This window comes from Burkholderia sp. Bp8984, assembly GCF_003853755.1.
Lineage (GTDB): Bacteria > Pseudomonadota > Gammaproteobacteria > Burkholderiales > Burkholderiaceae > Burkholderia.
Genome location: NZ_QTQN01000002.1, coordinates 24476 through 50847 on the forward strand (window position 1 = coordinate 24476; position 26372 = coordinate 50847).

Genomic DNA, 26372 nt, shown 5'->3' on the forward strand with positions numbered 1-26372 from the left:
GGCTTTTCTTGTCGAGCGAATGCCAGCGCGATCAGTCGTCGCCGTCTTCGGCGGATGCAACCATCGCATTGATTAGGAATTCGGTCAAGCTTTCGACCGGTACGGTCTGCTGAACGTTCTTTTCCCCGTCCTCGCCCGCGCCGCGCAGCGCTTTCACGCCCACCGTGCCGTTCGCGACCTCTTCTTCGCCGAAGATCACCGCGAACGCGGCACCGCTCGCATCGGCCCGCTTCATCTGCGACTTGAAGCTTGCCGGGCCGCCGTCGGCGCTGCAGTGGAAAATCACGTCGAGGCCCGTATCGCGCAGACGCTCGGCCGCGATGAACGCCTGTTCGCGCGCCGTCTCGCCCTGGTGCACCACGTACACGTCGACACCTTCCTGCTCGGGCGCGAGATCCTCTTCCTTCAGCAGTTCGAGAATGCGCTCGATGCCCATCGCCCAGCCGCACGCGGCGGTCGGCTTGCCGCCGAGCTGCTCGATCAGCGGATCGTAGCGGCCGCCGGCCGCGACCGTGCCCTGCGCGCCGAGCTTGTCGGTCACCCACTCGAACACGGTCAGGTTGTAGTAGTCGAGGCCGCGCACGAGACGCGGGTTGATCTTGAACGGGATGTTGTTCGCGAGCAGCAGGCGCTGCAGCCCTTCGAAGTGGGCTCGCGACTCGTCGCCGAGGAAGTCGATCAGCTTCGGCGCGTTCTGCGCGATTTCCTGCAGCGCCGGGTTCTTCGTGTCGAGCACGCGCAGCGGGTTCGTATACAGGCGACGCTTCGCGTCCTCATCCAGCACGTCGGCGAACCGCTCGAGATACTTGATCAGTTCGACGCGGTGCGCGGCACGCTCTTCGGCGAGGCCGAGCGAGTTGATCTCGAGCTTGATGCCGGTCAGGCCGAGGTCGTCCCACAGGCGCTGGCACATCATGATGATCTCGGCATCCGCATCCGGGCCCGCGAAGCCGAGCGCCTCGACGCCGACCTGGTGGAACTGGCGGTAGCGACCGCGCTGCGGACGCTCGTGACGGAACATCGGGCCGATGTACCACAGGCGCTTCGGGCCGTCGTACAGCATGTTGTGCTCGATCGACGCGCGCACGACCGCCGCGGTGTTCTCCGGGCGCATCGTCAGGTTCTCGCCGTTCAGCGCATCGGTGAAGCTGTACATCTCCTTCTCGACGATGTCCGTGACTTCGCCGATGCCGCGCGTGAAGAGCTGCGTGTGTTCGACGATCGGCGTGCGGATGTTCTGGTAGCCGTACGCGCGCAGCAGCGATTTCACGGTAGCTTCGAAGAACTCCCAGAGGCCGGCATCCTGCGGGAGGATGTCGTTCATGCCCTTGACGCCGGTGAGCTTCTCGATCTTGCGTTTCTGTTCAGTCATCGTTCGTGTGTGTGGACGAATTTAGTTCAGGGCCTCGGTACGGCCGTAATTGCGTGCGACGTAGTCGCTGACGATCTGCTGGAATTCCTCGGCGATCCGCTCGCCGCGCAGCGTCTTGACCTTCTCGCCGTCGATGAAGACGGGCGCGGCCGGGTTCTCGCCCGAACCCGGCAGGCTGATGCCGATGTTCGCGTGCTTCGATTCGCCCGGGCCGTTGACGATGCAGCCCATCACCGCGACGTTCATCTTCTCGACGCCCGGATACTCCTTGCGCCAGACCGGCATCTGCTCGCGCAGGTAGGTCTGGATCTGCATCGCGAGTTCCTGGAACAGCGTGCTCGTGGTGCGTCCGCAACCCGGGCACGCGATCACCATCGGCGCGAACGAGCGCAGGCCCATCGTCTGCAGGATTTCCTGGCCGACGATCACTTCGCCCGTGCGCGACGCACCCGGTTCCGGCGTCAGCGAAATGCGGATCGTGTCGCCGATCCCTTCCTGCAGCAGCACGCCGAGCGCGGCCGTCGACGCGACGATGCCCTTCGAGCCCATGCCGGCCTCGGTCAGCCCGAGATGCAGCGCGAAGCCGCAGCGGCGGCCGAGTTCGCGGTACACGGCGATCAGGTCCTGCACGCCGCTGACCTTGCACGACAGCACGATGCGATCGCGGCCGAGGCCCAGTTCGACCGCGCGCTCGGCCGAGCCGATCGCCGACTGGATCAGCGCTTCGTACATCACGCTCTGCGCATCCCACGGCTGCGAGCGCGCGCCGTTCTCGTCCATCATGCGCGCAAGCAGGTCCTGGTCGAGGCTGCCCCAGTTCACGCCGATCCGCACCGGCTTGTCGTACTTCGCCGCGGCTTCGATCATCTGCGCGAACTGCGTGTCGCGCTTCGCGCCCTGGCCGACGTTGCCCGGGTTGATCCGGTACTTCGACAGCGACTCCGCGCAGCCCGGGTAGTCGCGCAGCAGCAGGTGGCCGTTGTAGTGGAAATCGCCGACGAGCGGGACGGTCACGCCCATCCGGTCGAGCTGCTCGCGGATCGCCGGCACGGCGGCCGCGGCCTCCGGCGTATTGACCGTGATGCGCACCAGTTCGGAGCCCGCGTTCGCGAGTTCCTTGATCTGGATCGCCGTGCCGATCGCGTCGGCCGTGTCGGTATTCGTCATCGACTGCACGCGCACCGGCGCATCACCGCCGATCGTCACGAGCTGCCCGCCCCAACGAACATCCACCGCATGCGACACGCGACGCGGCTGATGCCCGCCGAACACCGGCTCGGTTGAACAAATCTGACTGCTGCGTGGGGATTGAGCTTCGGATTGCATCGATAGATCCATTTACGCGGAATGCGCCGCGAGGCGGCGCATGAATTGAAAAAGCGCCGTGCCCTCGCGGCCTGTCCAGGACAGGCCTGCGCCACGGCGCTTGACGTCAGGGCAGCGTGAACCGCGCCACGTTACCCCGCGCTGCCGAATATTTTGCCGGATCGACCGACTTTCCGTCGAACGCGACCGTATCAAGGCCTGCCTTGTTGCCGATCGTGACCTTGAACGGACCGTCGCCGGCGACCTGCTTCGTCTCGCCGGCCCGCACCAGCGCCGAGAACAGTTCCTTGCCGCTCTTGTCGCGCACGCTGAACCAGCAATCCTGCTTGACCTTCAGTTCGACCATCGACTGGCCTGCCGCGACCACGACGCTCGCGGGCTGGGCCGGCACGGCCGCGCTGCTCGCCGCGGCCGGCGCGACGACCGGCTGCGACGCGGGCACGGCGGCCGTGGGGGCCGAGGCCGGAGCCGGAGCCGGAGCAGCCGACGCAACGGCCTGCGGCGCCACGGCGGATGCCGCAACCTGCGCCGGGGCTTCGTTGACGGCTGCCGCCGACGCGCCGCCCGCGGCTGCCGCTTCGACGGAAGACGCCGCCGGCGCGCTGGCCGCCGACGCGTGTTCGGCACCGCCGCCCTTGAAGCGCGCGAGCCAGCTCGACGAATCGCCGCCAGTGTGCCACATGAGTACCGCGATCACCGCGACGACGACGATCGCCGTCCCCCACAGCCACGGATGATGGTGCGACGACCCGCCAAGCGGAATCGACACGCGGCCGCGCGGCAGATCCGTCCCCGACGACGCGGGCATCGACAGATCGACTTCCTGCACGCCACGCTCGCGGCGCAATGCATGGGCGAACGGCTCCGGATCGACGCCGAGCATCTTCGCGTAGCTGCGCACGACGCCGAGCGCGAACGTCACGCCGGGCAAATGGCTGATGTCGCCAGCCTCGAGCGCACGCAGCTTCTGCGGAGCGACCTTGAGCCGCGCCGACACGTCGTCGACCGTCCAGCCCTTCGCCTCCCGGAGCTGCGCCAGCCGGCTGCCGACGGCCGCCAGCGTTTCAAGCCCCGCCGGTGCCGGCTTCGCGGCATTCGTCTCTGCGCCGTTGGTCGGCTGCGGCTCACTCATCCTTGTCCTCGCGTCGATTCTTCTTCACTGGCGGGCGCCGCCGGCTCCCGCAACTGTCCACATCATGCGCGGCGCCGAGGCGCCGCGACCGATCGCTATTCGCGTGTTGTACCGCAAGAAGTCCAGGCATCCGCACCCATGCGGCCCCGACCAGGCGTCCCCGTCAGATCGCCCGAACTTCGATGATTTTTGCTGCTGCGCCCGTTCGCTCCGCCAGGCGCGTGCGGTCCTTCACGGCGCCGGCCAGCTGGCCGCACGCGGCGTCGATGTCGTCGCCGCGCGTCTTGCGCACGGTCGTGACGACACCCGCGTCGATGAGGACCTGTGCAAAGCGCTTGATCTGCTCCGGCTTCGAGCGGATGAGGCCCGATTCCGGAAACGGATTGAACGGGATCAGGTTGAACTTGCAGGGCACGTCACGCGTGACGGCCAGCAGTTCGCGCGCATGCGCTTCGGTGTCGTTGACGCCGTCGAGCATGCAGTATTCGAAAGTAATGAAGTCGCGCGGTGCGACTTTCAGATAGCGCTGGCACGCGGCCATCAGCTCGCGAAGCGGATGCTTCTTGTTGAGCGGCACCAGTTCGTCGCGCAGCGCATCGTTCGGCGCGTGCAGCGAAACGGCGAGCGCGACCGGCAATTCGGCGCCGAGGCGGTCCATCATCGGCACCACGCCGGACGTCGACAACGTGACGCGGCGGCGCGACAGGCCGTACGCGTTGTCGTCGAGCATCAGCCGCATCGCGGGCACGACCGCGCTGTAATTCAGCAGCGGCTCGCCCATGCCCATCATCACCACGTTGGTGACGACCCGTTCGGCCTTGCCGTTCGGACCGGGTGCGCGACCCAGCGACGCACGCAGCGCAAACTCGGCCATCCGGAGCTGACCGATGATTTCGGCTGTCGACAGGTTGCGGGAGAAGCCCTGCTTGCCCGTCGAGCAGAAGCGGCAGTTGACCGCACACCCGGCCTGCGACGACACGCACAGCGTGCCGCGCGTCTCTTCCGGGATGAAAACGGTTTCGACCGCATTGCCGTTTCCGACGTCGATCAGCCACTTGCGCGTGCCGTCGGTGGAAACGTGATCGCTGACGATATCGGGCATCACGATCGACGCGCGGCCCTTGAGCTTTTCTCTCAGGGACTTCGCGAGATCGGTCATGCCGTCGAAATCGCCGGCGTTGTACTGATGGATCCAGCGCTGCAACTGCTTGGCGCGGAACGGCTTCTCGCCGAGGCTGCCGCAGTACGCGACAAGACCCTCGGCATCGAAGTCGAGAAGATTGACGGAAGTTTCGCTCGTCATGATGTGCTGCCTTGCCGCGTGCGCTGAATCCTGCCTACTTGTTGCCAGCCAGGGCTTAGCGCGAGTAGACGTTCATTTCCGGGAAGAAGAACGCGATTTCGACCGCGGCCGTTTCGGCAGCGTCCGAGCCGTGCACGGCGTTCGCGTCGATGCTGTCGGCGAAGTCGGCGCGGATCGTGCCCTTTTCCGCCTTCTTCGGATCCGTCGCGCCCATCAGGTCGCGGTTCTTCAGGATCGCGCCTTCACCTTCCAGAACCTGGATCATCACCGGGCCCGAGATCATGAAATCGACGAGGTCCTTGAAGAACGGACGTGCTGCGTGAACTGCGTAGAACTTCTCTGCGTCCGCACGCGACAGGTGTGCCATGCGCGATGCGACGATCTTCAGGCCGGCGCCTTCGAAACGGCTGTAGATCTGGCCGATCACGTTCTTTGCCACCGCATCCGGCTTGATGATCGACAGGGTGCGCTCGATTGCCATAAAAACTCCAAGAAATTAAGAAGTTACAGGTTCAAATGAATCCGCTATTGTAGCACGATCCCGTGTATCATTGCGATTGAACCCTTACACGAGTGAAAGGTTCCAAATCCATATGTTTTTTGCGCCGCCCGGCATTGAAACCTCGCGGCACGGAACGTATCTTAGCCATAGCTGCTCCGGTTTGCTGCGCCGCACACCGCGCGCGCCGAACCGGCCCCGGACGCCCATGCGTTCAATGTTAGGAGAAACCATGAACGACTATCCGTACAATTTCGGCCGCGGCGGCTCCGTCAGCACCGCGGAGGTTCGCAATCGCGTGCTGCGGAACACGTACTGGCTGCTCGCGCTGTCGATGGTGCCGACGGTGCTGGGGGCATGGGTCGGCGTCGCGACGGGATTCTCGCTGTTCGCGGCCACGAGCCCGATGATGAGCCTGCTCGCGTTCTTCGCAATCGCGTTCGGCTTCATGTTCGCGATCGAGCGGACGAAAAACAGCGCGGCCGGCGTGTTCGTGCTGCTCGGCTTCACGTTCTTCATGGGCCTGATGCTGTCGCGCCTGCTGAGCTTCATCCTCGGCTTCTCGAACGGCCCGTCGCTGATCATGCTCGCGTTCGGCGGCACCGGCATCATCTTCGCCGCGATGGCGACGATCGCCACGGTCAGCAAGCGCGACTTCTCCGGGCTCGGCAAATGGCTGTTCATGGGCGTGATCGTGATCCTGCTGGCGTCGGTCGCGAACATCTTCCTGCAACTGCCGGCGCTGATGCTCACCGTGTCGGTGCTCGCGATCGCGATCTTCTCGGCCTACATGCTGTTCGACGTCCAGCGTGTCGTGAACGGCGGCGAGACGAACTACATCTCGGCCACGCTCGCGATCTACCTCGACCTGTACAACGTGTTCACGAACCTGCTCGCGCTGCTCGGCATCTTCGGCGGCAACCGCAACTGACGATCGCCGTACCCGATGAAAAAACCGGCCCTCGGGCCGGTTTTTTTACGTCCGCCGCCGCTCAGTCGCGCTCGAACAGCGCGATTGATTCGACGTGCGACGTATTCGGGAACATGTTCACGACGCCGGCGCCCTTCAGCCGGTAGGCGGCCTCGTGCACGAGCAGGCCTGCGTCGCGCGCGAGCGTCGACGGGTTGCACGACACGTAGACGATGCGCTTCGGCAGCGGGCCTTCGCCGCTCTGCGCGATTTCGGCCAGCGCCTTCGACACCGCGAGCGCGCCTTCGCGCGGCGGGTCGATCAGGAACTTGTCGAAGGCGCCGAGCGCACGCAGGTCGTCGCCCGTCACCTCGAACAGGTTCCGGCACGCGAACGTCGTATGGCCGTCGACGCCGTTCTCGCGCGCATTCGCGAGCGCGCGAGTCGTCAACGTCTCGCTGCCTTCGATGCCCATCACCTCGCGCGACAGCCGCGCGAGCGGCAGCGTGAAGTTGCCGATCCCGCAGAACAGGTCGAGCACGCGATCGTCGCGCGACGGCGCGAGCAGGCGCAGCGCGCGACCCACCAGCACGCGGTTGATCTGATGGTTGACCTGCGTGAAGTCGGTCGGCTTGAACGGCATGCGGATGCCGAACTCCGGCAGCGTATAGTCGAGCGGCACGTCGAGCGGATAGAACGGCGTCACCGTGTCCGGGCCCTTCGGCTGCAGCCAGAACTGCACCTTGTGCTCGTCGGCGAACGCGCGCAGCAGCGCTTCGTCGTCCGCATTGATCGGCTCCAGCACGCGCAGCACCAGTGCCGTGACTTGCGAACCGACCGCGAGCTCGATCTGCGGCATCCGGTCACGGATCGACAGCCCCTCGACCAGCCGGCGCAGCGGCACGAGCATCGCCGACACGTGCGGCGGCAGCACTTCGCAGCTCGTCATGTCGGCGACATAGCTGCTCTTCTTTTCATGGAACCCGACCAGCACGCCGCCCTTCTTCGCGACGTTGCGCACGGTCAGGCGCGCACGGTACCGGTAGCCCCACGACGGGCCGTGGATCGGCGCGAACATCGTCTCGGCGCGCAGCTTCGACAGGTGCCACAGGTTGTCCTCGAGCACGCGCTGCTTGATCGCGACCTGCGCGCGCATGTCGAGGTGCTGCATCGAGCAGCCGCCGCAGGTGCCGAAGAATTTGCATTTCGGCTCCGTGCGCAGCACGCTCGGGCGCAGAATGTCGACAACGGTCGCCTGCTCGTAGCTCGGCTTGCGACGGTAGCTCGAATAGGTCACGCGCTCGCCGGGCAGCGCACCCTCGACGAAGATGACCTTGCCCGGCGTGCCGTCCTCGGTCGCCGTGCGGCCGACACCGCGCGCTTCCATGTCGAGCGATTCGATCTCGAGAACCGGGGCAGGCCCGGGCGCGACGGGCGCATTTTTCGATTTGCGCGCAGAAGTGGGGACGGCTTCGGACACCAGCTTTTCCTGACAAAACGTTGAAGAAGGCGAGATTGTAGACGACGAAAGCCCGCGTCGCCCGCTTTCGTGGCGCAAGCGTCAATACTGACGCCTCTGCCGCGCCGCGTCATGCGGGAACGACCTGCAGGCAGCCCGCCGCCGGCCCGCATGCGCGGCCTCTCGCGAGCTCAGCCGGCGGCACACGTTCTGCTCACAACAGACTCAGGAGACTCGGGAGAATCGACCATGCGACTGATCGACTGGAACATCCAATGGGGTCGGGACGCGGACGGCGTCGTCGACCTGCCGCGCACGATCGCCGCCGCTCGCCGGCTCGGCGACTTCGACGTGCTGTGCCTGCAGGAAGTCACGCGCGGTTTCGGCGCACTGCCCGGCCAGCCCGGCCCCGACCAGTTCGCCGAACTGGCGGCGTTGCTGCCCGGTTATACGATCGTCGAAGCGGTCGGCGCCGACCTGCCGCCGCTCGAACCCGGCGCACCGCGCCGCCAGTTCGGCAATGCGGTCGCGACCCGGCTGCCGATCGCGCGCGTGCTGCGCCAATTGCTGCCGTGGCCGGCAGACGCCGACGCGCCTTCCATGCCGCGCGTCGCGCTCGACGTCGAACTGGTGTTACCGTCGGGTCGGCTGCGGGTCGTCACGACGCATCTGGAATTCTATTCGGCGCGCCAGCGACTCGCGCAGGTCGACGCATTGCGCGCCCGGCACCGCGAAGCGTGTGCGCATGCCGACCAGCCTGCGCCGGCCGAAAATGCCACGGGGCCGTTCAGCGAGACCGGCCAACCGCGTGATGCCATCCTCTGCGGCGACTTCAACAGCGCGTTCGGCAGCGACGCGTACCGGCGCATGCTCGAGCCGATCGCCGACGCACCGTCGTTCGTCGATGCGTGGATCGCCCGGCACCCGGGCCGCACGCCGCCGCCGACCGCCGGCGTCTACGACACTGCGCAATGGTCCGACGGGCCGCTCGCATGCGACTTCGTGTTCGTGACCGATACGCTGCTGCCGCACGTCACGCGCTGCGAAATCGACGGCGACGCGCGCGAATCGGATCACCAGCCGGTCGTGCTCGAACTCGATCGAAATTGATCGCGGCCGCCATGCGGGCCGCCCGCGTCACGCGTCGAAACCGGCCAGGTATTCGGCCCAGTGCGACGCGGGCTCCTGCGCGAGCGAATTCTTCACGAGCAGGATCTCGTCCGCATATTCGCTCGGCGTCAGGCCGCCGCGCATCAGCTGGAACCGGCAATACAGCAGGTAGGTATTGACGACGTCGGTTTCGCAATAGTGGCGGATTTCCTCGATCCGGCCATCCTGGAACGCCGGCCACACCTGGCTACCGTCCATTCCGAGCTTGCCCGGGAAGCCGCACAGCTTCGCGAGCGCGTCGAGCGGCGCATTCGCGCGCGCCTGATACATCGCGAGCACGTCCATCAGGTCGGTGTGCCGCGAGTGATAACGCGAGATGTAGTTGTTCCACTTGAACTCGCGGTCGTCCTCGCCCAGATCCCAGTAGCGCGTCGCGGGGATCCCGTGTACGAGCGCTCGGTAATGGAGCACCGGCAGATCGAAGCCGCCGCCGTTCCACGACACGAGCTGCGGCGTGTATTTCTCGATCACGCGATAGAACGACTGGACCAGCGTCGCCTCATTGTCCTGCGGCGTGCCCAGCGACCGAACGCGGAAACCGTTGTTGTCGCGGAACACGCAGGAGATCGCCGCGATACGCTGCAGGTGATGCGGCAGGAAATCGCTGCCGGTCTTCTCGCGGCGCGCGGCGAACGCATGTTCGGCCACCGCGGCATCGTCCAGCGTCGCGGGCAGGTCTTCAAGACGGCGAATGCCGTCGACATCGGGAATGGTCTCGATGTCAAAAACGAGAATCGGTGTCATCAGTTACAGAACGGCGTCCTTGCGCACGCCATTGGAGGCAAAGAACCGCTTGAGGCGCACCAGCGCTTCCTGCTGGATCTGCCGCACGCGCTCGCGCGTGAGCCCCATCTCGTCGGCCAGCTCCTCGAGCGTGGCCGGTTCGATGTGGTTCAGGCCGAAGCGGCGCTCGATCACGTGCCGATGCTTGTCGGACAGCCGCGACAGCCATGCGCGCGTGAGCGTCTCGAGTTCGCGGTGCTGCACCTCCGCGTCGGGCGACTGGCTCTGGTCGTCGGGCAGCAGATCGAGCAGGCTGCTCGCGGGATCGAGATCGAGCGGCGCGTCGAGCGACGCGGTGTGCTCGTTGAGCGCGAGGATGTCGGTGACTTCCTCGGCGGTCTTGCCGGTGAGATAGGCGATGTCGTCGATGCTGGCTTCACGGCGCTCGGCCGCCTCGCCCGTCGACATCGAATTCTTTTCGAGGTGGCGCTTCGCGCGCAGCACCTGGTTCAGTTCGCGGATCACGTGCACGGGCAGACGCACGGTGCGAGCCTGGTTCATGATCGCCCGTTCGATGCTCTGCCGGATCCACCACGTCGCGTAGGTCGAGAACCGAAAGCCACGCGTCGGATCGAATTTCTCGATCGCGTGCATCAAGCCGAGGTTGCCCTCCTCGATCAGGTCGAGCAGCGGCACGCCGCGGTTCAGGTAACCCTTCGCGATACTGACGACGAGACGCAGGTTGCGCTCGATCATCACCTGCCGCGCCTCGAATTCGCCGGCCTTCGCAAGACGCGAATAGCGCTGCTCCTCCTCGACGGTCAGGAGCGGCTTCACGCTGATACGGTTCAGGTAATGCTGGATCGTGTCGGCCGTGAGTTCGGCCTGCAGCAATGCGCGGAAATCGTCGACGTCGGGCGCGGCTTCCGCCCGGCCTTCGTGCTCGTCGTCGCCGTCCGCTTCGGCGTCGCGTGCCTCGAGATCACGTTCGTTTTCCGCGACGTCGTCTTCGTCGTCCGTCGAAGCGCCAGCTCGCTCCACCGATGCTTGCGTGGCACGACTGATCTTCTCAGATTCGGCTTGCGGCTCGTGGCGCTTCGATTTCGGCATGGTCGTCTCGGTTATTGAGGCGGCAAATACTTCAGCGGATCGACAGGTTTACCCTGCCGGCGAACCTCGAAATGCAGCATCACGCGGTCGGCATCGCTATTACCCATCTCGGCGATCTTCTGCCCCTTCGTTACCGCGTCCCCCTCTTTTACCATCAAAGCGCGATTGTGTGCATACGCCGTGAGGTAAGTTGCATCGTGTTTGATGATAATGAGGTTGCCATAGCCACGCAGGCCGTTGCCCGAGTAGACGACGCGGCCGTCGGCCGCCGCCTTCACGGCCTCGCCGGACGTGCCGCCGATATTGACGCCCTTGTTCTTCGCGTCGTCGAAACCGTTCAGCACCGGACCGCGCACGGGCCATGCGAACGTCACGGGGCCGCTCGGCGCGGCTGCCGTGTCGCTCGATGCGGCGGCAGCCGGCGGCGTGCTCGCGGACGACGAGCCCGCGGCCGGCGTCGCGGGACCGCTGCTGAGCGGCGCGGTCGCGACGGCGGCGCCGGTGATCGGTGCGGCAGCCGGCGAGCCGGCAAGCGCGGCACCGCCCGGCGGCGCGACACGCAGCAGCTGGTCGACTTCGATCTGATTCGGGTTCGCCAGGTTGTTCCAGGTGGCGATGTCGCGATAGTTCTGCCCGTTCTCGAGCGCGATCCGGTACAGCGTATCGCCCGGTTTCACACGGTAGAAGCCGGGCGGCGGCGGGCCGAGCGGCACTGCCGGCTGCGCGGCGGCGGTCGTGCCGAGCGATCCGGAGCGGTCGACGACGGGCGCGTTGTCGAGCCGCGTCGCACAGGCGGCCAGCAGCGTGGAGAACGCAGCCACACAGATCGCGCGCTGGGCGAACGTGAGCGGTTCCCTGATTCGGTTGTTTTGCATCGCGCGCAACATACTCATCGGTTTCAAATCACTCCGGATTTTAAAGGGACAAAGAAAACGCGATCAAGCCGGGACTCCCGCCATTGCGCGTGCGCGACGCGCTCGACGAGCGTGAGCACCTGGGGCTGCCCGCTCTGCGCGCCGACCGGCGCGACGAGCCGCCCGCCGATCGCGAGCTGCTCGAGCAGCGCCTGCGGCACGTCGAGCCCCGCCGCCGCGATCACGATCGCGTCGAACGGGCCCGCGGACGGCAGGCCGACACGCCCGTCGCCGTAATGCAGACGGATGTTCGGCACGCGCAGCGGCCGCAGGTTCAGCTTCGCGCGCTCGTAGAGCGGCTTGATGCGTTCAATCGAATACACGTCGCGTGCCACGTGACTCAGCACCGCGGCCTGGTAGCCGCAACCGGTGCCGATCTCGAGGACGCGCTCGAGCGTGCGGCCGGCCATCGCGAGCTCGATCATGCGCGCGACGACCGACGGCTTTGAAATCGTTTGCTGGTGGCCGATCGGCAACGCGGCATCCTCGTACGCCTGCGTCGCGAGCCCGGGATCCACGAACAGGTGGCGCGGCACCGCGGCCATCGCATCCAGCACGCGCGCGTCGGTCACGCCGTTCGCGCGCAGGCGTTCGACCATGCGCTCGCGCACACGTTCCGACGTCAGCGCGAATGCACCGGCCGGCGCGACGCTCGGCGCCGCCGGCTTCGGCATCGCGGGCTTCAGCGCGGTCGGCTTCGGTGCGCTCGCCGGCTTCGCGGCGGCCGCACCGGGCACCGTGCGGGCGACGCCCGCCTTCACCGCCACCGGCTTCAGCACGGCAGCGGGCTTGTCGACGGCCTTCGGCACCGCGCTCGCCGCATGGCGTTCACCGGCCCGGCCCTCCGATTTGCGTGGCGCTCGCTTGAGATCTTCGAGCGCGAGCGGGAACCGCTTCGCGCGCTCGCCGCTCATGAAGCCCGCCCTCCTGCGCGCGCCCATTCGCGCGTTGCAGGCAGCATTTGCGTATGCGTGAGATCGAGCTGCAGCGGCGTGATCGAGACGAAACCGTTTGCGACGGCGTGGAAATCGGTGCCTTCGCTCGCGTCGAGCGCCGCACCCGCGGCGCCGATCCAGTAGACCGGCTCGCCGCGCGGGTCGGTCTGGCGAATCACCGGCTGGGACGGGTGACGCTTGCCGAGGCGCGTGACCTGCCAGCCTTTCAGTTCGTCGTACGGCAAATTCGGAATATTGACGTTCAGCAGCGGCTGACCGGGCAGCGGATGCGCGAGAAAGTGCTCGACGATTTCCGCGGCGACGCGCGCCGCATCCGCCAGATGCGCCCAGCCCTTGTCGGCCAGCGAAAACGCGATGGCCGGCACGCCGAACATGATGCCTTCGGTGGCGGCCGCAACTGTCCCTGAATAGAGCGTGTCTTCGCCCATGTTCTGGCCGTTGTTGATCCCGGACACGACGAGGTCGGGCCGCGCGTCGGCCATCCCGGTCAGCGCGACGTGCACCGAATCGGTCGGTGTGCCGTTCACGTAGAAGAAACCCGTATTCGTCGCGCGCTGCACCGACAGCGGCCGCGACAGCGTCAGGGAATTCGACGCGCCGCTGCAATTCTGCTCGGGCGCGATCACCGTGAGGTCGGCAAGCGGCTGCAGCGCGTCGCTGAGCGCGGCGAGACCGGGGGCGAGATAGCCGTCGTCGTTGCTGAGTAGGATTCGCATCCGGCGATTGTAACCGAGGAAAGATGGCGCGAGAGCGACAGTCCGGCGGGTGCGGACAGGCCCGCACGCACGACGCGCGCGCGGTGCGCCGTCGCATCGCGCGGCGGCGTTTGCAGGTTCGGGAAAACGCGGTGCCGCCCGGGTTTTCCCCTCGAAGGGCCGCCGTGACGAGATGCCCGTTCGGCAAACCTGACGCGCAGCGTCGAGTGCGCGGCGCTCAGATCGCGCCGGCCTCGCGCAGCGCGGCGATCGCCTGCGCGTCGTAGCCGAGACTGTGCAGCACCTCGTCCGTATGCTCGCCGAGTTCCGGCCCGAGCCAGCGTGTTTCGCCCGGCGTGCCGGATAGCTTCGGCGTGATGTTCGGCAGCGGAATGTCGGTGCCGTCGGCCAGCTTGAAACGCTGGATCATCTGCCGCGCGATGAACTGCGGATCGGTGAACATGTCGGCGGCGCTGTAGATGCGCCCGGCCGGCACGTCGGCCGCGTTGAGCACCGCCAGCGCGTCGTCGATCGTGCGCGGCGCGAGCCAAGCGGCGATCGCGTCGTCGATCTCCTGCGTGCGCGGCACGCGGCCGTCGTTGCGAGCGAGCGCGGGATCGTCGGCGAGGTCGTCGCGTTCGATCGCCTTCATCAGCCGCTTGAAGATCGGGTCGCTGTTGCCGCCGATCACGATGCTGCCGTCGCGGCACGCGTAGGTGTTCGACGGCACGATGCCCGGCAGCGACGCGCCGGTGCGCTCGCGCACCATCCCGTACACGCCGTACTCGGGCACCACGCTTTCCATCATGTTGAACACCGCTTCGTACAGCGCAACGTCGACCACCTGCCCCGCACCGCCGTTCACGTTGCGGTGGTGGAGCGCCATCATCGCACCGATCACGCCGTGCAGCGCGGCGATCGAGTCGCCGATCGAGATGCCGATGCGCGGCGGCGGCAAATCGGGATAGCCGGTGATGTGGCGCAAGCCGCCCATCGATTCGGCGATCGCGCCGAAGCCGGGCCGGTCGCGGTACGGGCCGGTCTGCCCGTAACCGGACAGGCGCACCATCACGAGCCCGGGGTTGTCAGCCGACAGCACGTCGTAGCCGAGCCCGAGCTTCTCGAGCAGGCCCGGGCGGAAGTTTTCGATCACGATGTCGGCCTCGCGCGCGAGTTGCCGCGCGATCGTCTTGCCGGCATCGGATTTCAGGTTGAGGGTGACCGATTTCTTGTTGCGTGCCTGGACCGACCACCACAGCGACGTGCCGCCCTGCTCCGGATGCAGCTTGCGCCACTTGCGCAGCGGGTCGCCGCCGTTCGGATCCTCGATCTTGATCACTTCCGCGCCGAATTCGGCAAAGAGGCGCGACGCGAACGGCCCCGCGATCAGCGTCCCGAATTCGAGCACTTTGACGCCCGCGAGCGGGCCCTGGCTGGTGCTCATGTGTCTCCCTGGCATGAGGAACGGCGCCGCCGGCCGGCGGCGCCCGGCTTACATCGTGCGGCGGTCGAGCATCGCGCGGGCGATGGTGCCCGCGTCGACGTATTCGAGTTCGCCACCCACCGGCACGCCGCGCGCGAGGCGCGTGACCGCGAGCCCGCGTGCCTTCAGCGTCTGGCCGAGGTAGTGCGCGGTGGCTTCGCCCTCGTTCGTGAAGTTGGTCGCGAGCACGACCTCCTTGACGACACCGTCGGACGCACGCCGCACGAGGCGGTCGAAATGGATTTCCTTCGGGCCGATCCCGTCGAGCGGGCTCAGCCGCCCCATCAGCACGAAATACAGCCCGCGGTACGTCATCGTCTGCTCGAGCATGATCTGGTCGGCCGGCGTCTCGACGACGCACAGCAGCGTCGGATCACGCTCCTCGTCGCTGCACACCTCGCAGATCTGCGCCTCCGTGAAGGTATTGCACTTCTCGCAGTGCTGCAGGTGCTCGGTCGCGAACAGCAACGACCGGCCGAGCCGTTCCGCGCCCTCCCGATCGTGCTGCATCAGGTGGTACGCCATGCGTTGCGCGGATTTCGGCCCGACGCCGGGCAATACGCGCAACGCTTCGACGAGCGCGGACAGGGCGGACGGCTGTTTCATACGGCGGCTGAAAGCTGAACGGAGGCTGCGCTCAGAACGGCAGCTTGAAACCCGGGGGCAGCGGCAGGCCCGACGTCATGCCGCTCATCTTTTCCTGCGACGTCGCTTCGGCCTTGCGCACCGCATCGTTGAACGCGGCCGCGACCAGATCCTCGAGCATGTCCTTGTCGTCCGCGAGCAGGCTCGGGTCGATCGCCACGCGACGCACTTCGTTGCGGCAGGTCATCGTCACCTTGACGAGGCCGGCACCCGACTGCCCTTCGACTTCGATCTGCGCAAGCTGCTCCTGCATCTTCTTCATGTTTTCCTGCATTTGCTGCGCTTGCTTCATCAGTCCGGCGAGGTTGCCTTTCAACATGGGAATACTCCTTCTTGATCGTGTGAAAACCGGCACGCGGCGCGTGCCGGTCAATGTGTGCGGGCGTGATTGTGCCTGTCGCAGGGCGATTCGTTCAATGCAGCGTCGGCGGCGTGCCGTCCGGCGCCGGATCGGCGAGCGGCCGCACCGAGCCTTCGACGATACGCGCGCCGAAGTCACGCACGAGCTGCTGGACGAACGGATCGCCATGGATGTCCTGCTCTGCCTCGCGCTGGCGTGCCGCACGTGCAGCCGCATCGAGTGCCGCCGCGGTGCGCCGCGCGGGCCCGACCTCGACCGCGACCTCGACGGCCTTGCCGAGCGCATCGGCCAGGGCCGCCTTCAGTTTCGCGACCTGGGCGGCATCCGCATACTGCGGCACCGGCACGGACAGTTTCAACGTCGTCGCGTCGACGGCCGTCAGCTCGCTGTTGAATGCAAGCTGATACGCGACGCCCTTCAGCGGCAACCGCGCGGCCAGCGCCGGCCATTCGCCGTCGAAGCCGACCGGGTCGAGCGCGATCGCGGGCGGCAGCGGGCGCGTGTCGACCGGCGCGGACGGACGGGCCTCCACTGCCTTCGGCGCAATGCGCACGTCGTCGGGGCCGCTGTCGAACACCGGCACGAAGCCGTCGTCCGCCGCACCGCCGAACATCTCGTCGGCGCTGAGCGGCACATATTCGTCCGGCGGAATGTCTTCCCACGGCGGCGGGGCCTGGCGCGTGTCGGCAACCTGCGGCGCGCGGGCCGCCGCGCGCGGCGTCGGTACCTGCACGGCAGGACGCGATGCCGCCGGCTTTTCGACGGCCGGCTGGGCCGCCGCCGGCTTGGGCGCGGCGCCCGCACGCGCGCGGTCGGACGACACGCGCATGCCGGCGTTGCGCAGCACGTCGAGTGCGGCAGCTGCACCGCCGCGGGCAGACGGGCGCGCGGCGGGTTCGGCCGGCGCAGCACGCGGCGCCGGTTCGGCAGGCAGCGCAGGTTCGTCGTTGCGCTTGGCGGCGGCAACCGGCGGTTCAGGTTCGTTGCGGACAGCCGGCGGTGCATCGCTCGGCGGTACCGCCTGAGGTGCCGGGATCGCTTGCGGCTGCGGTGCGGCCGGCGCTGCGGCCGCAGCCGATGTTGCCGCGGATGCAGATTCAGATGCCGGCGTCGAAACAGCCTTCACTGCCGGCGCAATCGCCGCATCGTCGGACTGGACCGCTGCCGGACGCGCAGCGGGCGCAGCCGCTTGCGGACGTGCGGCCGCCACGGCTGCCGGCTGCGGCGCCGACGACTTGGGTGCCGCAGCCGACGCAACGGCAGCGGCCGCACGCGGCGCGGATGCTGGTGCAGGCACGGCACGCGGCACGGCAGGCTGACCTCCCGGCGCACTGCCGGCGCCGACGGCCGGCTCGAACGCGAGCATCCGCAGCAACGTCATGGTGAAGCCGGCGTATTCGTCCGGCGCAAGGCCGAGCTCCACGCGCCCGACCGTCGCGATCTGGTAGAACAGCTGAACCTGCTCGGGGCTCAGCGTCTCCGCGAAGCGGCGCAGATCGGCCGCTTCCGGCCATTCGTCGAGCACCGACCCCGGCGCGAACTGCGCCCAGGCGATCCGGTGCAGCAGGCTGGCGAGATCCTGCAGCGCGGTGGAAAAGGACAGGCTGCGCAGCGACATCTCGTCGGCGATCGCGAGGATCTCGGGGCCGGCGCCGGCCGCGAGCGCATCGAGCAGGCGCACCATGTAAGTCTGGTCGAGCGCGCCGAGCATGCCCGACACCGCCGATTCGGTCACTTCGTTCGCCGAGTACGCGATCGCCTGGTCGGTCAGCGACAGCGCATCGCGCATGCTGCCCTGCGCGGCGCGCGCGAGCAGACGCAGCGCCTGCTGCTCGAACGAGATCTGCTCTTCGCCGAGGATCCGTTCGAGGTGCGACACGATGTGCCCGGCCGGCATCTGCTTCAGGTTGAACTGCAGGCAGCGCGACAGCACGGTGACGGGAATCTTTTGCGGATCGGTGGTCGCGAGGATGAACTTGACGTGCGGCGGCGGCTCCTCGAGCGTCTTCAGCATCGCGTTGAACGCGTGGTTCGTCAGCATGTGCACTTCGTCGATCATGTAGACCTTGAAGCGCGCATCGACGGGCGCGTACACCGCGCGCTCGAGCAGCGCGGCCATTTCGTCGACGCCGCGGTTGCTCGCGGCATCCATTTCGACGTAGTCGACGAAGCGGCCTTCGTCGATCTCGCGGCACGCGCGGCACACGCCGCACGGCTGCGACGTGACGCCGGTTTCACAGTTGAGCGCCTTCGCGAAGATCCGCGACAGCGTCGTCTTGCCGACGCCGCGGGTTCCGGTAAACAGATAGGCGTGATGGAGACGCCCGCCGTCGAGCGCGTGCGTGAGCGCCCTGACGACGTGCTCCTGGCCGACGAGCGAAGCGAAATCCTTCGGACGCCACTTGCGTGCGAGAACTTGATAGGTCATCGGGAAATTGTATCAGTAACGCTGCGTCGCGCCGACACGCGAAACGGTGCGGAAAACGGGCAAGACGCAGGTAAAGCGGAGAATGACGCAGAAATAAAAAACGCCCGGCGAACGGGGCGAGAGGAAAGGTGACGAGCCCGACCCTCGGCACTGGCAGAAAACGATTGTGGCTGCTTCGTTCCCGACCTGACCAGGTTCACCGCCCCACCATGCGAGGAGGCCCGTCACGGCATATTCTATCACCGCTTCCGGCCAAATGCGACCGTTTGTTCGCAACAATGCGCACGATCGAGCGAACCGGCGCGCGTACGGGCTTGTCGATCCGGCGCGAACAGGTGGACAGAATCCGCGATGGAGACCGTGACTCTTGTATTTTGCGAGGCGGCCTCCACGTTCGGATCACAACGGTCGAACGGCGCGTCGTACCCCTACTCGCGTAGCGGCTACTATCGCCGCCCGCAGCAGATAGCAATTTAGGCTAATATGACGCCCGAACGACCCGCGAGCCGCGCCAAGCAGCGCTTACGCCCCTCCTTCCGGGGAGCGGAGTGACCTGCCGCAGCGGCCGGCAGCCGACAGGCCGCCGGAGCGCCGCAACGCGCCAAGCAGGCAGTCCCCGAACCGTAAGAGGTATTGACCCAATGAGCGAACAGATCAAACACATCAGCGACGCATCGTTCGAACAGGACGTCGTCAAATCCGACAAGCCCGTGCTCGTCGACTTCTGGGCCGAATGGTGCGGCCCGTGCAAGATGATCGCCCCGATCCTCGACGAAGTCGCGAAGGACTACGGCGACAAGCTGCAGATCGCGAAGATCAACGTCGACGACAACCAGGCAACGCCTGCGAAGTTCGGCGTGCGCGGCATCCCGACGCTGATCCTGTTCAAGAACGGCGCGGCGGCCGCACAGAAGGTCGGTGCGCTGTCGAAGTCGCAACTCACCGCATTCCTGGACAGCCACCTGTAATACCGGCCGTTCCGCGGACGTGTTGTCAACCGACAACACGTCCCCCGTCAAGCCGCCGATCGGCCGCTCAGGCGCGAATCGGCGTATGCTAGAATCAAAAAACGTCTACAAGACGCATTAAGTCTCAGAGCGCCTCCGCTCGCCCCTCCTCCCTTATTTCTTTTCGTCGCTTCTCCTCCCTGGCGGGTTCTCCGTATGCATTTATCCGAGCTCAAGTCTCTGCACGTGTCCGAACTGATCGAAATGGCCAATGGCCTGGAGATCGAAAACGCGAACCGCCTGCGCAAGCAGGAGCTGATGTTCGCCATTCTCAAAAAGCGCGCCAAGACGGGAGAGACGATCTTCGGCGACGGTACGCTCGAAGTGCTGCCGGACGGCTTCGGCTTCCTGCGCTCGCCGGAAATGTCGTACCTCGCGAGCACCGACGACATCTACATCAGCCCGTCGCAGATCCGCCGCTTCAACCTGCACACCGGCGACACCATCGAAGGTGAAGTCCGCACGCCGAAGGATGGCGAGCGCTACTTCGCGCTGGTGAAGGTCGACAAAGTCAACGGGCAGCCGCCCGAGGCCTCGAAACACAAGATCATGTTCGAGAACCTCACGCCGCTGCACCCGAACAAGCCGCTGTCGCTCGAACGCGAAATGCGCGGCGAAGAAAACGTCACGGGCCGCATCATCGACATGATCGCGCCGATCGGCAAGGGCCAGCGCGGCCTGCTCGTCGCGTCGCCGAAGTCGGGCAAGACCGTGATGCTCCAGCACATCGCACACGCGATCAAGCAGAACCATCCGGACGTCATCCTGTTCGTGCTGCTGATCGACGAGCGCCCCGAAGAAGTGACCGAAATGCAGCGCTCGGTCGCCGGCGAAGTGATCGCATCGACCTTCGACGAACCGGCCACGCGTCACGTGCAGGTCGCCGAAATGGTGATCGAGAAGGCCAAGCGCCTCGTCGAAATGAAGCACGACGTCGTGATCCTGCTCGACTCGATCACGCGTCTCGCCCGCGCCTACAACACCGTGATCCCGGCGTCGGGCAAGGTGCTGACGGGCGGTGTCGACGCGAACGCGCTGCAGCGCCCGAAGCGCTTCTTCGGTGCCGCGCGCAACATCGAGGAAGGCGGCTCGCTGACGATCATCGGCACCGCGCTGATCGAGACCGGCAGCCGCATGGACGACGTGATCTACGAAGAGTTCAAGGGCACCGGCAACATGGAAGTGCACCTCGAGCGCCGTCTCGCGGAAAAGCGCGTCTATCCGTCGATCAACCTGAACAAGTCGGGCACGCGCCGCGAAGAAATGCTGATAAAGCCCGAGATCCTGCAAAAGATCTGGGTGCTGCGCAAGTTCATCCACGACATGGACGAAGTCGAGGCGATGGAGTTCCTGCTCGACAAGATCCGCCAGACGAAGAGCAATTCCGAGTTCTTCGACCTGATGCGCCGCGGCGGCTGATCGCCCTCGCCCCGCACCGAACGGCCGCCCGCGCGTTTCGCCCGGCGGCCGTTTTTTCGCGTCAACCTGTACGTGAACGTACAGGTTGATCTATAATCGCGCCATCGTCCCGACCGAAGCCCCTGCCATCCCGATGCCGAACGACGCCTCCCCCTCGTTGCTGACCGTGAGCGACGCCGCGTCGCGGCTCGGCGTCACGCCGCGCACGCTGAAGTACTACGAAGAGCGCGGACTCGTCACGCCGTCGCGCAGCGGCGGCCGCTATCGCCTGTACGACGAAGCCGATCTCGAACGCTTCGCCCGCATCCTGCGGCTGCGCGCGCTCGGCTTTTCGCTGCACGGCATCACCGAGATGCTCAAGCGCCCGCTGGAAGAAACGGGCGATGGTCGGCGCCGCTATTCGGACGCATCGTTGCGCGAGATCCGCTCGGGGCTCGCCGAACAGATCGACACGCTCGACCAGCGGATCGCGGCCGTCCAGCGCGAGTTGAAGGAAGCGGTCGCGCTGCGCAAGGAACTGCAGCACGACATCGACTACGTCGAACGGCGTCTCGCCGGCGAAAACCCCGACGCGCTGATCGCGCAACGGCAGGCCGAGGCCGGCGCGCGGCGTACGCGCAAGGACCGGGAATGAACGTCGCGCCGGGTCGCTCGCCGCTATGGAGCCGCGCGAACCTGCGCGCGGACCTGTTCCCGTGGGCGCTCGCGCTCGTCACCGGCATCGACTATTTCGACAACGCGGCCTTCTCGTTCTTCGCGAGCTACATCGCGGGCGGCGTCAACGCATCGCCCGACGAACTCGTGTGGTCGTCGAGCGCGTATGCGGTCACGGCCGTGCTCGGCATCCTTCAGCAGCAATGGTGGGTCGACCGGCTCGGGCATCGCCGCTACGTCGCCGGCTGCATGCTGATGTTCTCGTTCGGCGCGATCGCGGCCGCGCTCGCCGACACGTCGCTCGAACTCGCGTTCGCGCGCGGCTTCCAGGGCTATTTCATCGGCCCGATGATGGGTGCCTGCCGGATCCTGATCCAGGTCAGCTTCAAGCCGCAGGAGCGGCCGCCCGCCACGCGCGCGTTCCTGATCATGATCCTGCTCGGCAGCGCGCTCGCGCCGATCGCCGGCGGGCTGCTCGTCGCGCATTCGACGTGGCGCGCGCTGTTCGCCTGCACCGCGCCCGCGGGCATCGCGTTCGCGATCCTCGCGCTGCTCACGCTCCCCGATTCCGGCAGGACGCCCGACGACGAACGCGGCTCCGGGCATTTCTGGCCATACGTCGTGTTCGCGCTCGCGCAAGGCGCGCTGCAGATCGTGCTGCAGCAGGTGCACTACCAGCTCTACAGCGGCTCGCCGATGCTGATCCTGCTGACGATCGCCGGCCTCGGCGCGCTCGCGTGGTTCGCCCATCACCAGTGGAACCATCCGACGCCGCTCGTGCGGCTGCACGCGTTTCGCGAGCGCACGTTCCAGGTCGGGCTGCTGCTGTACATGTTCTATTACTACGAGTCGACGGGCTTCAGCTACCTGACGTCCCGCCTGCTCGAAGGCGGGCTCGGCTATCCGGTCGAGAACGCCGGGCGCCTGGTCGGCACGATGTCGCTGATCTCGGCCACCGCGCTGTTCGCCTACCTGCGCCATGCGAAGCGCGTCACGCACAAGAAGTGGTTCGTCGTGCCGGGGTTCGCGATCGCGGTCACGGCCGCGCTGTGGATGACGCGGATGACGCCCCAGGTCGGCGAGGCCGCGCTGATCGTCCCGCTGCTGCTGCGCGGGCTGTTGCTGCTGTTCATCGTGCTGCCCGTCGCGAACCTGACGTTCCGCATCTTCGCGATCGACGAATACACGCACGGCTATCGGCTGAAGAACATCGTGCGGCAATTGACGATCTCGTTCGCGACGTCGTCGGTGATCATCGTCGAGCAACACCGGCTGGCCCTGCACCAGACGCGGCTCGTCGAGCGCGCGAACGTGTTCGATCCGCTGTTCCAGCAGACCGTCGACGCCCTCACGCGCGGTTATGCGGCCGCCGGCCATGCGCTGAACGAGGCGCACGCCCTCGCGATCGCATCGATCGCGCGGATGGTCGCGCAACAGGCGTCGTTCCTCGCGTCGCTCGACGGTTTCTATTTCCTCGCGGGTGTCGCGCTGGTCGGCGGCCTGTTCGCGGCATGGCAAAAAGAGATCGATTGAGTTAAAAGACAGGCTTTGGATTTCCCCGCGCTGCTTCCATGCTCTCGAAACTGACCCGCTGGTTCGACGACCGCCGCCGCGACCGCGCGCTGCGCAGCCACCCGATTCCCGATGCACTGTGGCAGGACACCGTCGCACGCCTGCCGTTCCTCGATGCGCTGACGCCCGGCGACCTGGGCCGCCTGCGCGAGCTGACGAGCCTGTTCATCGCGAAGAAATCGTTTTCGACCGCGCACGGGCTCGAGCTGACCGACGAGATGATCGTCGCGATCGCCGCGCAGGCGTGCCTGCCCGTGCTGAATCTCGATCTGTCGTTGTACGACGGCTGGGTCGGCGTCGTCGTGTATCCGGGCGAATTCGTGATCCGCAAGACCGTGCAGGACGAGGACGGAGTCGTCCATGAAGTCGAACAGGACGCGAGCGGCGAAGCGTGGGAAGGCGGGCCGGTGATCCTGTCGTGGGAAGACGCGCAGATGACGGACGGCCGCGACGCGTACAACGTCGTGATCCACGAGTTCGCGCACAAGATCGACATGGTCAACGGCGAGGCCGACGGCTATCCGCCCCTCTTTCGCCGCTGGCACGCGCCGCACCTCGACGCGCAGGCGTGGGCCGACGTGTTCGAGCACGCGTACGACCAGTTCTGCGCGCGCGTCGATGCGGTGCCGGATCGCGCGTGGGCGCGCTTCGAGCGCGACTCGCTGATCGATCCCTATGCGGCCGATCACCCGTCGGAGTTCTTCGCGGTGTGCAGCGAGGCGCTGTTCGTGCGACCGCGCGCGTTCGAGTCCGAATTTCCGGAGCTCTACCGGCTGCTCGCCCGCTATTACCGGCAGGATCCGGCCCACACGGGCGCCCTCGACGCGTGATGAAAATTATTCGTCAACCGTCTGATTTTCTGGCATAATCGCCGTTTTTCGACCTTAGGCAAGTGGCTCGCGCCGGGCTTGACGTCGGCTGAAATCGCGCAAATGTGTGCGGTCCGGCACGGCAAGCGGCGGGTTGGCTACCGCTCTCACCAAGGAACATCATGAAACCTGGCATTCACCCGGACTACCGCGAAGTCGTCTTCCAAGACATGTCGAACGGCTTCAAGTTCATCACGCGCTCGACGATCCAGACGCGTGAAACCATCGAACACGAAGGCAAGACCTACCCGCTCGCCAAGATCGAAGTGTCGTCGGAATCGCACTCGTTCTACACGGGTCAACAAAAGATCATGGACACGGCAGGCCGTGTCGAGAAGTTCAAGAACAAGTTCGGCGTTCGCGCCAACGGCAAGGCGAAGTAAGCTTCGCACCGTTCCGGTGGTTGCAATGCACCGGTACCGCACGAAAGGGCAGCCCAGGCTGCCCTTTTTTGTCGCCGCTCGCCGGGAAACGCCGCACGGCGGCCGGGGCCGGGCAATCGTCTGACGCGCAACGGCCGGCGCGTCTACAATGCCGGATGCTCGAATCCGCACCGTCGGCGCATGACCGCACCGGCCGCCCGCCCATAACAAATCGCTCATCTGCATGAAGCCTGTCGTTCGCCTCACCGCCTCCGCCACGCGCGCGCTGCCGCGCTGGCTGCTGCTCACGCTCTGCCTCGTCTACGCGGCGTTCGGCCTGTTCGGCCGCGACCCGTGGAAGAACGAGGACGCGGCGGGCTTCGGCGTGATGTGGACGATGGCCACCGGCGGCTGGCACGACTGGCTGCTGCCGAATCTCGTCGGCAAGTTCATCACGACCGACGGGCCGCTCGCCTACTGGCTCGGCGCGCTGTCGATCCGCGCGCTGGCGCCGTGGGTCGACGCGAGCAACGCGTCGCGCGTCGACACGGGCGTGCTGTTCTGCGTCGCGTGCGCGTTCGTCTGGTACGCGGCCTATCTGCTCGGCCGGCGTGCGGAGGTCCAGCCGTTCAAGTACGCATTCGGCGGCGAGCCGGAGCCGCGCGACTACGGCCGCACGCTCGCCGACGGCGCGCTGCTGGTCCTCGTCGCATGCTTCGGGCTCGCGGAGCGCGGCCACGAAACGACGCCGCAACTCGCGCAGTTCGCGTGGATCGCGATGTTCGTGTACGGCATCGTGCGCGGCATCGACAAGCCGCTGCAAGGTGCGCTGTGGTGGGGCGCCGCGATCGGCCTGGTCGCACTGTCCGGCAACCCGGTGCTGGTCGTCGCGCTGCTCGCCGGCACGGCCGCGCTGTGGCTCGTCACGCCGGAGATGCGCAACCTGCGCCTGCCGCTGATCGGCCTGCCGCTCGCGGCCGCGATCTTCGCGCTGTGGCCGCTCGCCGCCTTCCAGGCAGCGCCGGACGACGCCGCGTGGTTCTTCAACCAGTGGATCCACGGCAGCCTAATGCGCTTCTCGGGCCCGCCGACCGCGGTGCTCGCCTATGCGGCGAAGAACCTGCCGCTGTTCACGTGGCCCGCGTGGCCGCTCGCGATCTGGGCCTGGTGGAGCTGGGCCGGCATGCGCCGCCGCGCGCACATCGCGATTCCACTGTCGGTCGTGGTGCCGCTCGTCGCGCTCGTGATCCTGCAGAGCCAGCAGTCGAACCGCATGTACATGCTGTTGCTGCCGCCGCTCGCGGTGCTCGCCACCTTCGCGCTGCCGACCCTCAAGCGCGGCGCGATCAACGCGTTCGACTGGTTCGCGGTGCTGAGCTTCACGATCCTCGGCACCTTCGTGTGGCTCGTGTGGCTCGCGTCGCTCACCGGCTTCCCGCATCCGCTCGCGCGCAACCTCGCGCGCCTCGTGCCGGGCTACGTACCGCACTTCAAGATCCTGTCGTTCGTCTGCGCGGTGATCGTCACCGTGTGCTGGTGCCTGCTCGCGCGCTGGCGCGTCTCGCGCCAGCCGAAGGTGCTGTGGCGCAGCGTCGTGCTGTCGGGTGCGGGCACCACGCTGATGTGGGTGCTGCTGATGACGCTGTGGCTGCCGATCGTCAACTACGGCCGGACCTACAGCGACGTCGCGCAACAGATCGCGTCGCACCTGCCGAAAGACTATGAGTGCATCTCGCCCGTGCGGCTCGGCGATGCGCAGATCGCGACCTTCGCGTATTTCGGCGACATGCACTTCGAATTCTCGGGCGACTGCGACGTGATCCTGCGCCAGGACCGCGCCGACTTCGGCGAGCCGAGCGCGATGTCGCAATACGTGTGGCGTCTCGTATGGGAAGGCCGCCGCGTGGCCGACCGCGACGAGCGCTTCCGCCTGTACGAGCGCATCGAGCGGCCGGCGGCGCCCGTCAAGCGCCGTGGCCCACGCCACCGGGCGGTCGATTGAC

At 66.7% G+C, this 26372-nt stretch carries 24 protein-coding genes and 1 other RNA gene; 9 read left to right on the forward strand and 16 right to left on the reverse strand.

Going from position 1 to position 26372, the window contains the following annotated elements; translation table 11 throughout:
* Positions 1-31: 31 nt before the first annotated feature.
* The 5 genes from hisS to ndk all read right to left on the reverse strand — a co-directional run bounded on the left by hisS (position 32) and on the right by ndk (position 5614).
* Positions 32-1372, reverse strand: coding sequence for a histidine--tRNA ligase (hisS, locus tag DID98_RS02155; protein ID WP_124570104.1), 1341 nt, complete (start codon positions 1370-1372; stop codon positions 32-34).
* 21 nt (positions 1373-1393) lie between these two features.
* Positions 1394-2698 (reverse strand): flavodoxin-dependent (E)-4-hydroxy-3-methylbut-2-enyl-diphosphate synthase, encoded by a 1305-nt coding sequence (gene ispG / locus DID98_RS02160; protein WP_027787235.1) that lies wholly within the window; start codon positions 2696-2698, stop codon positions 1394-1396.
* A gap of 106 nt (positions 2699-2804) precedes the next feature.
* Positions 2805-3830, reverse strand: a complete 1026-nt coding sequence (locus tag DID98_RS02165; protein WP_124570106.1) for a helix-turn-helix domain-containing protein — start codon at positions 3828-3830, stop codon at positions 2805-2807.
* Positions 3831-3993: 163 nt separating this feature from the next.
* Positions 3994-5133, reverse strand: coding sequence for a 23S rRNA (adenine(2503)-C(2))-methyltransferase RlmN (gene rlmN, locus DID98_RS02170; RefSeq protein WP_044848980.1), 1140 nt, complete (start codon positions 5131-5133; stop codon positions 3994-3996).
* A gap of 55 nt (positions 5134-5188) precedes the next feature.
* On the reverse strand, positions 5189-5614 hold the full coding sequence (ndk, locus tag DID98_RS02175) for a nucleoside-diphosphate kinase (protein WP_006478674.1): 426 nt from the start codon (positions 5612-5614) through the stop codon (positions 5189-5191).
* A gap of 250 nt (positions 5615-5864) precedes the next feature.
* Here ndk and DID98_RS02180 point away from each other — a divergent pair, with 250 nt between their 5' ends.
* Complete coding sequence (locus DID98_RS02180) at positions 5865-6563, forward strand: Bax inhibitor-1/YccA family protein (RefSeq protein WP_006761414.1); 699 nt, start codon at positions 5865-5867, stop codon at positions 6561-6563.
* Positions 6564-6624: 61 nt separating this feature from the next.
* On the opposite strand, the gene rlmD is transcribed toward DID98_RS02180, so the two are convergent.
* Complete coding sequence (gene rlmD, locus DID98_RS02185; protein ID WP_124570108.1) at positions 6625-8022, reverse strand: 23S rRNA (uracil(1939)-C(5))-methyltransferase RlmD; 1398 nt, start codon at positions 8020-8022, stop codon at positions 6625-6627.
* A 228-nt stretch (positions 8023-8250) separates the two neighbouring features.
* On the opposite strand from rlmD, the gene DID98_RS02190 reads away from it, so the two are divergent.
* Positions 8251-9111 (forward strand): endonuclease/exonuclease/phosphatase family protein, encoded by an 861-nt coding sequence (locus tag DID98_RS02190; RefSeq protein WP_124570110.1) that lies wholly within the window; start codon positions 8251-8253, stop codon positions 9109-9111.
* Positions 9112-9138: 27 nt separating this feature from the next.
* Here the strand turns inward: DID98_RS02190 and DID98_RS02195 are convergent, their stop codons facing one another.
* From DID98_RS02195 to ffs, 10 genes are all read right to left on the reverse strand, one after another.
* Entirely contained in the window at positions 9139-9915 is a 777-nt protein-coding gene (locus DID98_RS02195) for a 3'-5' exonuclease (RefSeq protein WP_124570112.1), read from the reverse strand.
* Between the two features lie 3 nt (positions 9916-9918).
* Entirely contained in the window at positions 9919-11004 is a 1086-nt protein-coding gene (gene rpoS, locus DID98_RS02200; RefSeq protein WP_040144287.1) for an RNA polymerase sigma factor RpoS, read from the reverse strand.
* An 11-nt stretch (positions 11005-11015) separates the two neighbouring features.
* A complete protein-coding gene (locus tag DID98_RS02205) occupies positions 11016-11897 on the reverse strand; it encodes a peptidoglycan DD-metalloendopeptidase family protein (protein WP_124570114.1) in 882 nt (293 codons plus the stop codon).
* 5 nt (positions 11898-11902) lie between these two features.
* Entirely contained in the window at positions 11903-12832 is a 930-nt protein-coding gene (locus DID98_RS02210) for a protein-L-isoaspartate(D-aspartate) O-methyltransferase (protein WP_044848975.1), read from the reverse strand.
* Positions 12829-13590, reverse strand: coding sequence for a 5'/3'-nucleotidase SurE (surE, locus tag DID98_RS02215; RefSeq protein ID WP_124486298.1), 762 nt, complete (start codon positions 13588-13590; stop codon positions 12829-12831). Before surE ends, DID98_RS02210 begins: the two co-directional genes overlap by 4 nt.
* A 217-nt stretch (positions 13591-13807) precedes the next feature.
* Positions 13808-15013, reverse strand: coding sequence for a CaiB/BaiF CoA-transferase family protein (locus DID98_RS02220; RefSeq protein WP_124520219.1), 1206 nt, complete (start codon positions 15011-15013; stop codon positions 13808-13810).
* A 48-nt stretch (positions 15014-15061) separates the two neighbouring features.
* Complete coding sequence (recR, locus tag DID98_RS02225) at positions 15062-15658, reverse strand: recombination mediator RecR (RefSeq protein ID WP_044847271.1); 597 nt, start codon at positions 15656-15658, stop codon at positions 15062-15064.
* 31 nt (positions 15659-15689) lie between these two features.
* On the reverse strand, positions 15690-16016 hold the full coding sequence (locus DID98_RS02230; RefSeq protein ID WP_006755698.1) for a YbaB/EbfC family nucleoid-associated protein: 327 nt from the start codon (positions 16014-16016) through the stop codon (positions 15690-15692).
* 94 nt (positions 16017-16110) lie between these two features.
* On the reverse strand, positions 16111-18486 hold the full coding sequence (locus DID98_RS02235) for a DNA polymerase III subunit gamma/tau (RefSeq protein ID WP_124570116.1): 2376 nt from the start codon (positions 18484-18486) through the stop codon (positions 16111-16113).
* 127 nt (positions 18487-18613) lie between these two features.
* An RNA gene (gene ffs, locus DID98_RS02240) (signal recognition particle sRNA small type) lies at positions 18614-18712 on the reverse strand.
* 415 nt (positions 18713-19127) lie between these two features.
* On the opposite strand from ffs, the gene trxA reads away from it, so the two are divergent.
* The 7 genes from trxA to DID98_RS02280 all read left to right on the forward strand — a co-directional run bounded on the left by trxA (position 19128) and on the right by DID98_RS02280 (position 26371).
* The gene (trxA, locus tag DID98_RS02245; protein ID WP_006402348.1) at positions 19128-19454 is read left to right on the forward strand and encodes a thioredoxin TrxA; all 327 of its coding nucleotides are present in this window, start codon (positions 19128-19130) and stop codon (positions 19452-19454) included.
* Between the two features lie 195 nt (positions 19455-19649).
* The gene (rho, locus tag DID98_RS02250; protein WP_006478662.1) at positions 19650-20912 is read left to right on the forward strand and encodes a transcription termination factor Rho; all 1263 of its coding nucleotides are present in this window, start codon (positions 19650-19652) and stop codon (positions 20910-20912) included.
* 133 nt (positions 20913-21045) lie between these two features.
* Positions 21046-21546: a MerR family transcriptional regulator gene (locus DID98_RS02255; protein WP_124486295.1), complete on the forward strand. Its 501-nt coding sequence runs from the start codon at positions 21046-21048 to the stop codon at positions 21544-21546.
* Entirely contained in the window at positions 21543-23099 is a 1557-nt protein-coding gene (locus tag DID98_RS02260; RefSeq protein WP_124570118.1) for an MFS transporter, read from the forward strand. The genes DID98_RS02255 and DID98_RS02260 overlap by 4 nt, the downstream gene beginning before the upstream one ends.
* Before the next feature lie 38 nt (positions 23100-23137).
* Complete coding sequence (locus DID98_RS02265) at positions 23138-23968, forward strand: zinc-dependent peptidase (protein ID WP_124486293.1); 831 nt, start codon at positions 23138-23140, stop codon at positions 23966-23968.
* A gap of 161 nt (positions 23969-24129) precedes the next feature.
* Positions 24130-24390: a type B 50S ribosomal protein L31 gene (locus tag DID98_RS02270; RefSeq protein ID WP_044847266.1), complete on the forward strand. Its 261-nt coding sequence runs from the start codon at positions 24130-24132 to the stop codon at positions 24388-24390.
* A 223-nt stretch (positions 24391-24613) separates the two neighbouring features.
* On the forward strand, positions 24614-26371 hold the full coding sequence (locus tag DID98_RS02280; protein WP_124570120.1) for a glycosyltransferase family 39 protein: 1758 nt from the start codon (positions 24614-24616) through the stop codon (positions 26369-26371).
* Position 26372: the final 1 nt, after the last annotated feature.

Excerpts from the sequence above, each read along its gene's own strand:
- hisS (WP_124570104.1), bottom strand. The coding sequence starts at position 1,372 with ATGACTGAACAGAAACGCAAGATCGAGAAGCTCACCGGCGTCAAGGGC.
- ispG (WP_027787235.1), bottom strand. The coding sequence starts at position 2,698 with ATGCAATCCGAAGCTCAATCCCCACGCAGCAGTCAGATTTGTTCAACC.
- DID98_RS02165 (WP_124570106.1), bottom strand. The coding sequence starts at position 3,830 with ATGAGTGAGCCGCAGCCGACCAACGGCGCAGAGACGAATGCCGCGAAG.
- rlmN (WP_044848980.1), bottom strand. The coding sequence starts at position 5,133 with ATGACGAGCGAAACTTCCGTCAATCTTCTCGACTTCGATGCCGAGGGT.
- ndk (WP_006478674.1), bottom strand. The coding sequence starts at position 5,614 with ATGGCAATCGAGCGCACCCTGTCGATCATCAAGCCGGATGCGGTGGCA.
- DID98_RS02180 (WP_006761414.1), top strand. The coding sequence starts at position 5,865 with ATGAACGACTATCCGTACAATTTCGGCCGCGGCGGCTCCGTCAGCACC.
- DID98_RS02190 (WP_124570110.1), top strand. The coding sequence starts at position 8,251 with ATGCGACTGATCGACTGGAACATCCAATGGGGTCGGGACGCGGACGGC.
- DID98_RS02195 (WP_124570112.1), bottom strand. The coding sequence starts at position 9,915 with ATGACACCGATTCTCGTTTTTGACATCGAGACCATTCCCGATGTCGAC.
- rpoS (WP_040144287.1), bottom strand. The coding sequence starts at position 11,004 with ATGCCGAAATCGAAGCGCCACGAGCCGCAAGCCGAATCTGAGAAGATC.
- DID98_RS02205 (WP_124570114.1), bottom strand. The coding sequence starts at position 11,897 with ATGAGTATGTTGCGCGCGATGCAAAACAACCGAATCAGGGAACCGCTC.
- DID98_RS02210 (WP_044848975.1), bottom strand. The coding sequence starts at position 12,832 with ATGAGCGGCGAGCGCGCGAAGCGGTTCCCGCTCGCGCTCGAAGATCTC.
- surE (WP_124486298.1), bottom strand. The coding sequence starts at position 13,590 with ATGCGAATCCTACTCAGCAACGACGACGGCTATCTCGCCCCCGGTCTC.
- DID98_RS02220 (WP_124520219.1), bottom strand. The coding sequence starts at position 15,013 with ATGAGCACCAGCCAGGGCCCGCTCGCGGGCGTCAAAGTGCTCGAATTC.
- recR (WP_044847271.1), bottom strand. The coding sequence starts at position 15,658 with ATGAAACAGCCGTCCGCCCTGTCCGCGCTCGTCGAAGCGTTGCGCGTA.
- DID98_RS02230 (WP_006755698.1), bottom strand. The coding sequence starts at position 16,016 with ATGTTGAAAGGCAACCTCGCCGGACTGATGAAGCAAGCGCAGCAAATG.
- DID98_RS02235 (WP_124570116.1), bottom strand. The coding sequence starts at position 18,486 with ATGACCTATCAAGTTCTCGCACGCAAGTGGCGTCCGAAGGATTTCGCT.
- trxA (WP_006402348.1), top strand. The coding sequence starts at position 19,128 with ATGAGCGAACAGATCAAACACATCAGCGACGCATCGTTCGAACAGGAC.
- rho (WP_006478662.1), top strand. The coding sequence starts at position 19,650 with ATGCATTTATCCGAGCTCAAGTCTCTGCACGTGTCCGAACTGATCGAA.
- DID98_RS02255 (WP_124486295.1), top strand. The coding sequence starts at position 21,046 with ATGCCGAACGACGCCTCCCCCTCGTTGCTGACCGTGAGCGACGCCGCG.
- DID98_RS02260 (WP_124570118.1), top strand. The coding sequence starts at position 21,543 with ATGAACGTCGCGCCGGGTCGCTCGCCGCTATGGAGCCGCGCGAACCTG.
- DID98_RS02265 (WP_124486293.1), top strand. The coding sequence starts at position 23,138 with ATGCTCTCGAAACTGACCCGCTGGTTCGACGACCGCCGCCGCGACCGC.
- DID98_RS02270 (WP_044847266.1), top strand. The coding sequence starts at position 24,130 with ATGAAACCTGGCATTCACCCGGACTACCGCGAAGTCGTCTTCCAAGAC.
- DID98_RS02280 (WP_124570120.1), top strand. The coding sequence starts at position 24,614 with ATGAAGCCTGTCGTTCGCCTCACCGCCTCCGCCACGCGCGCGCTGCCG.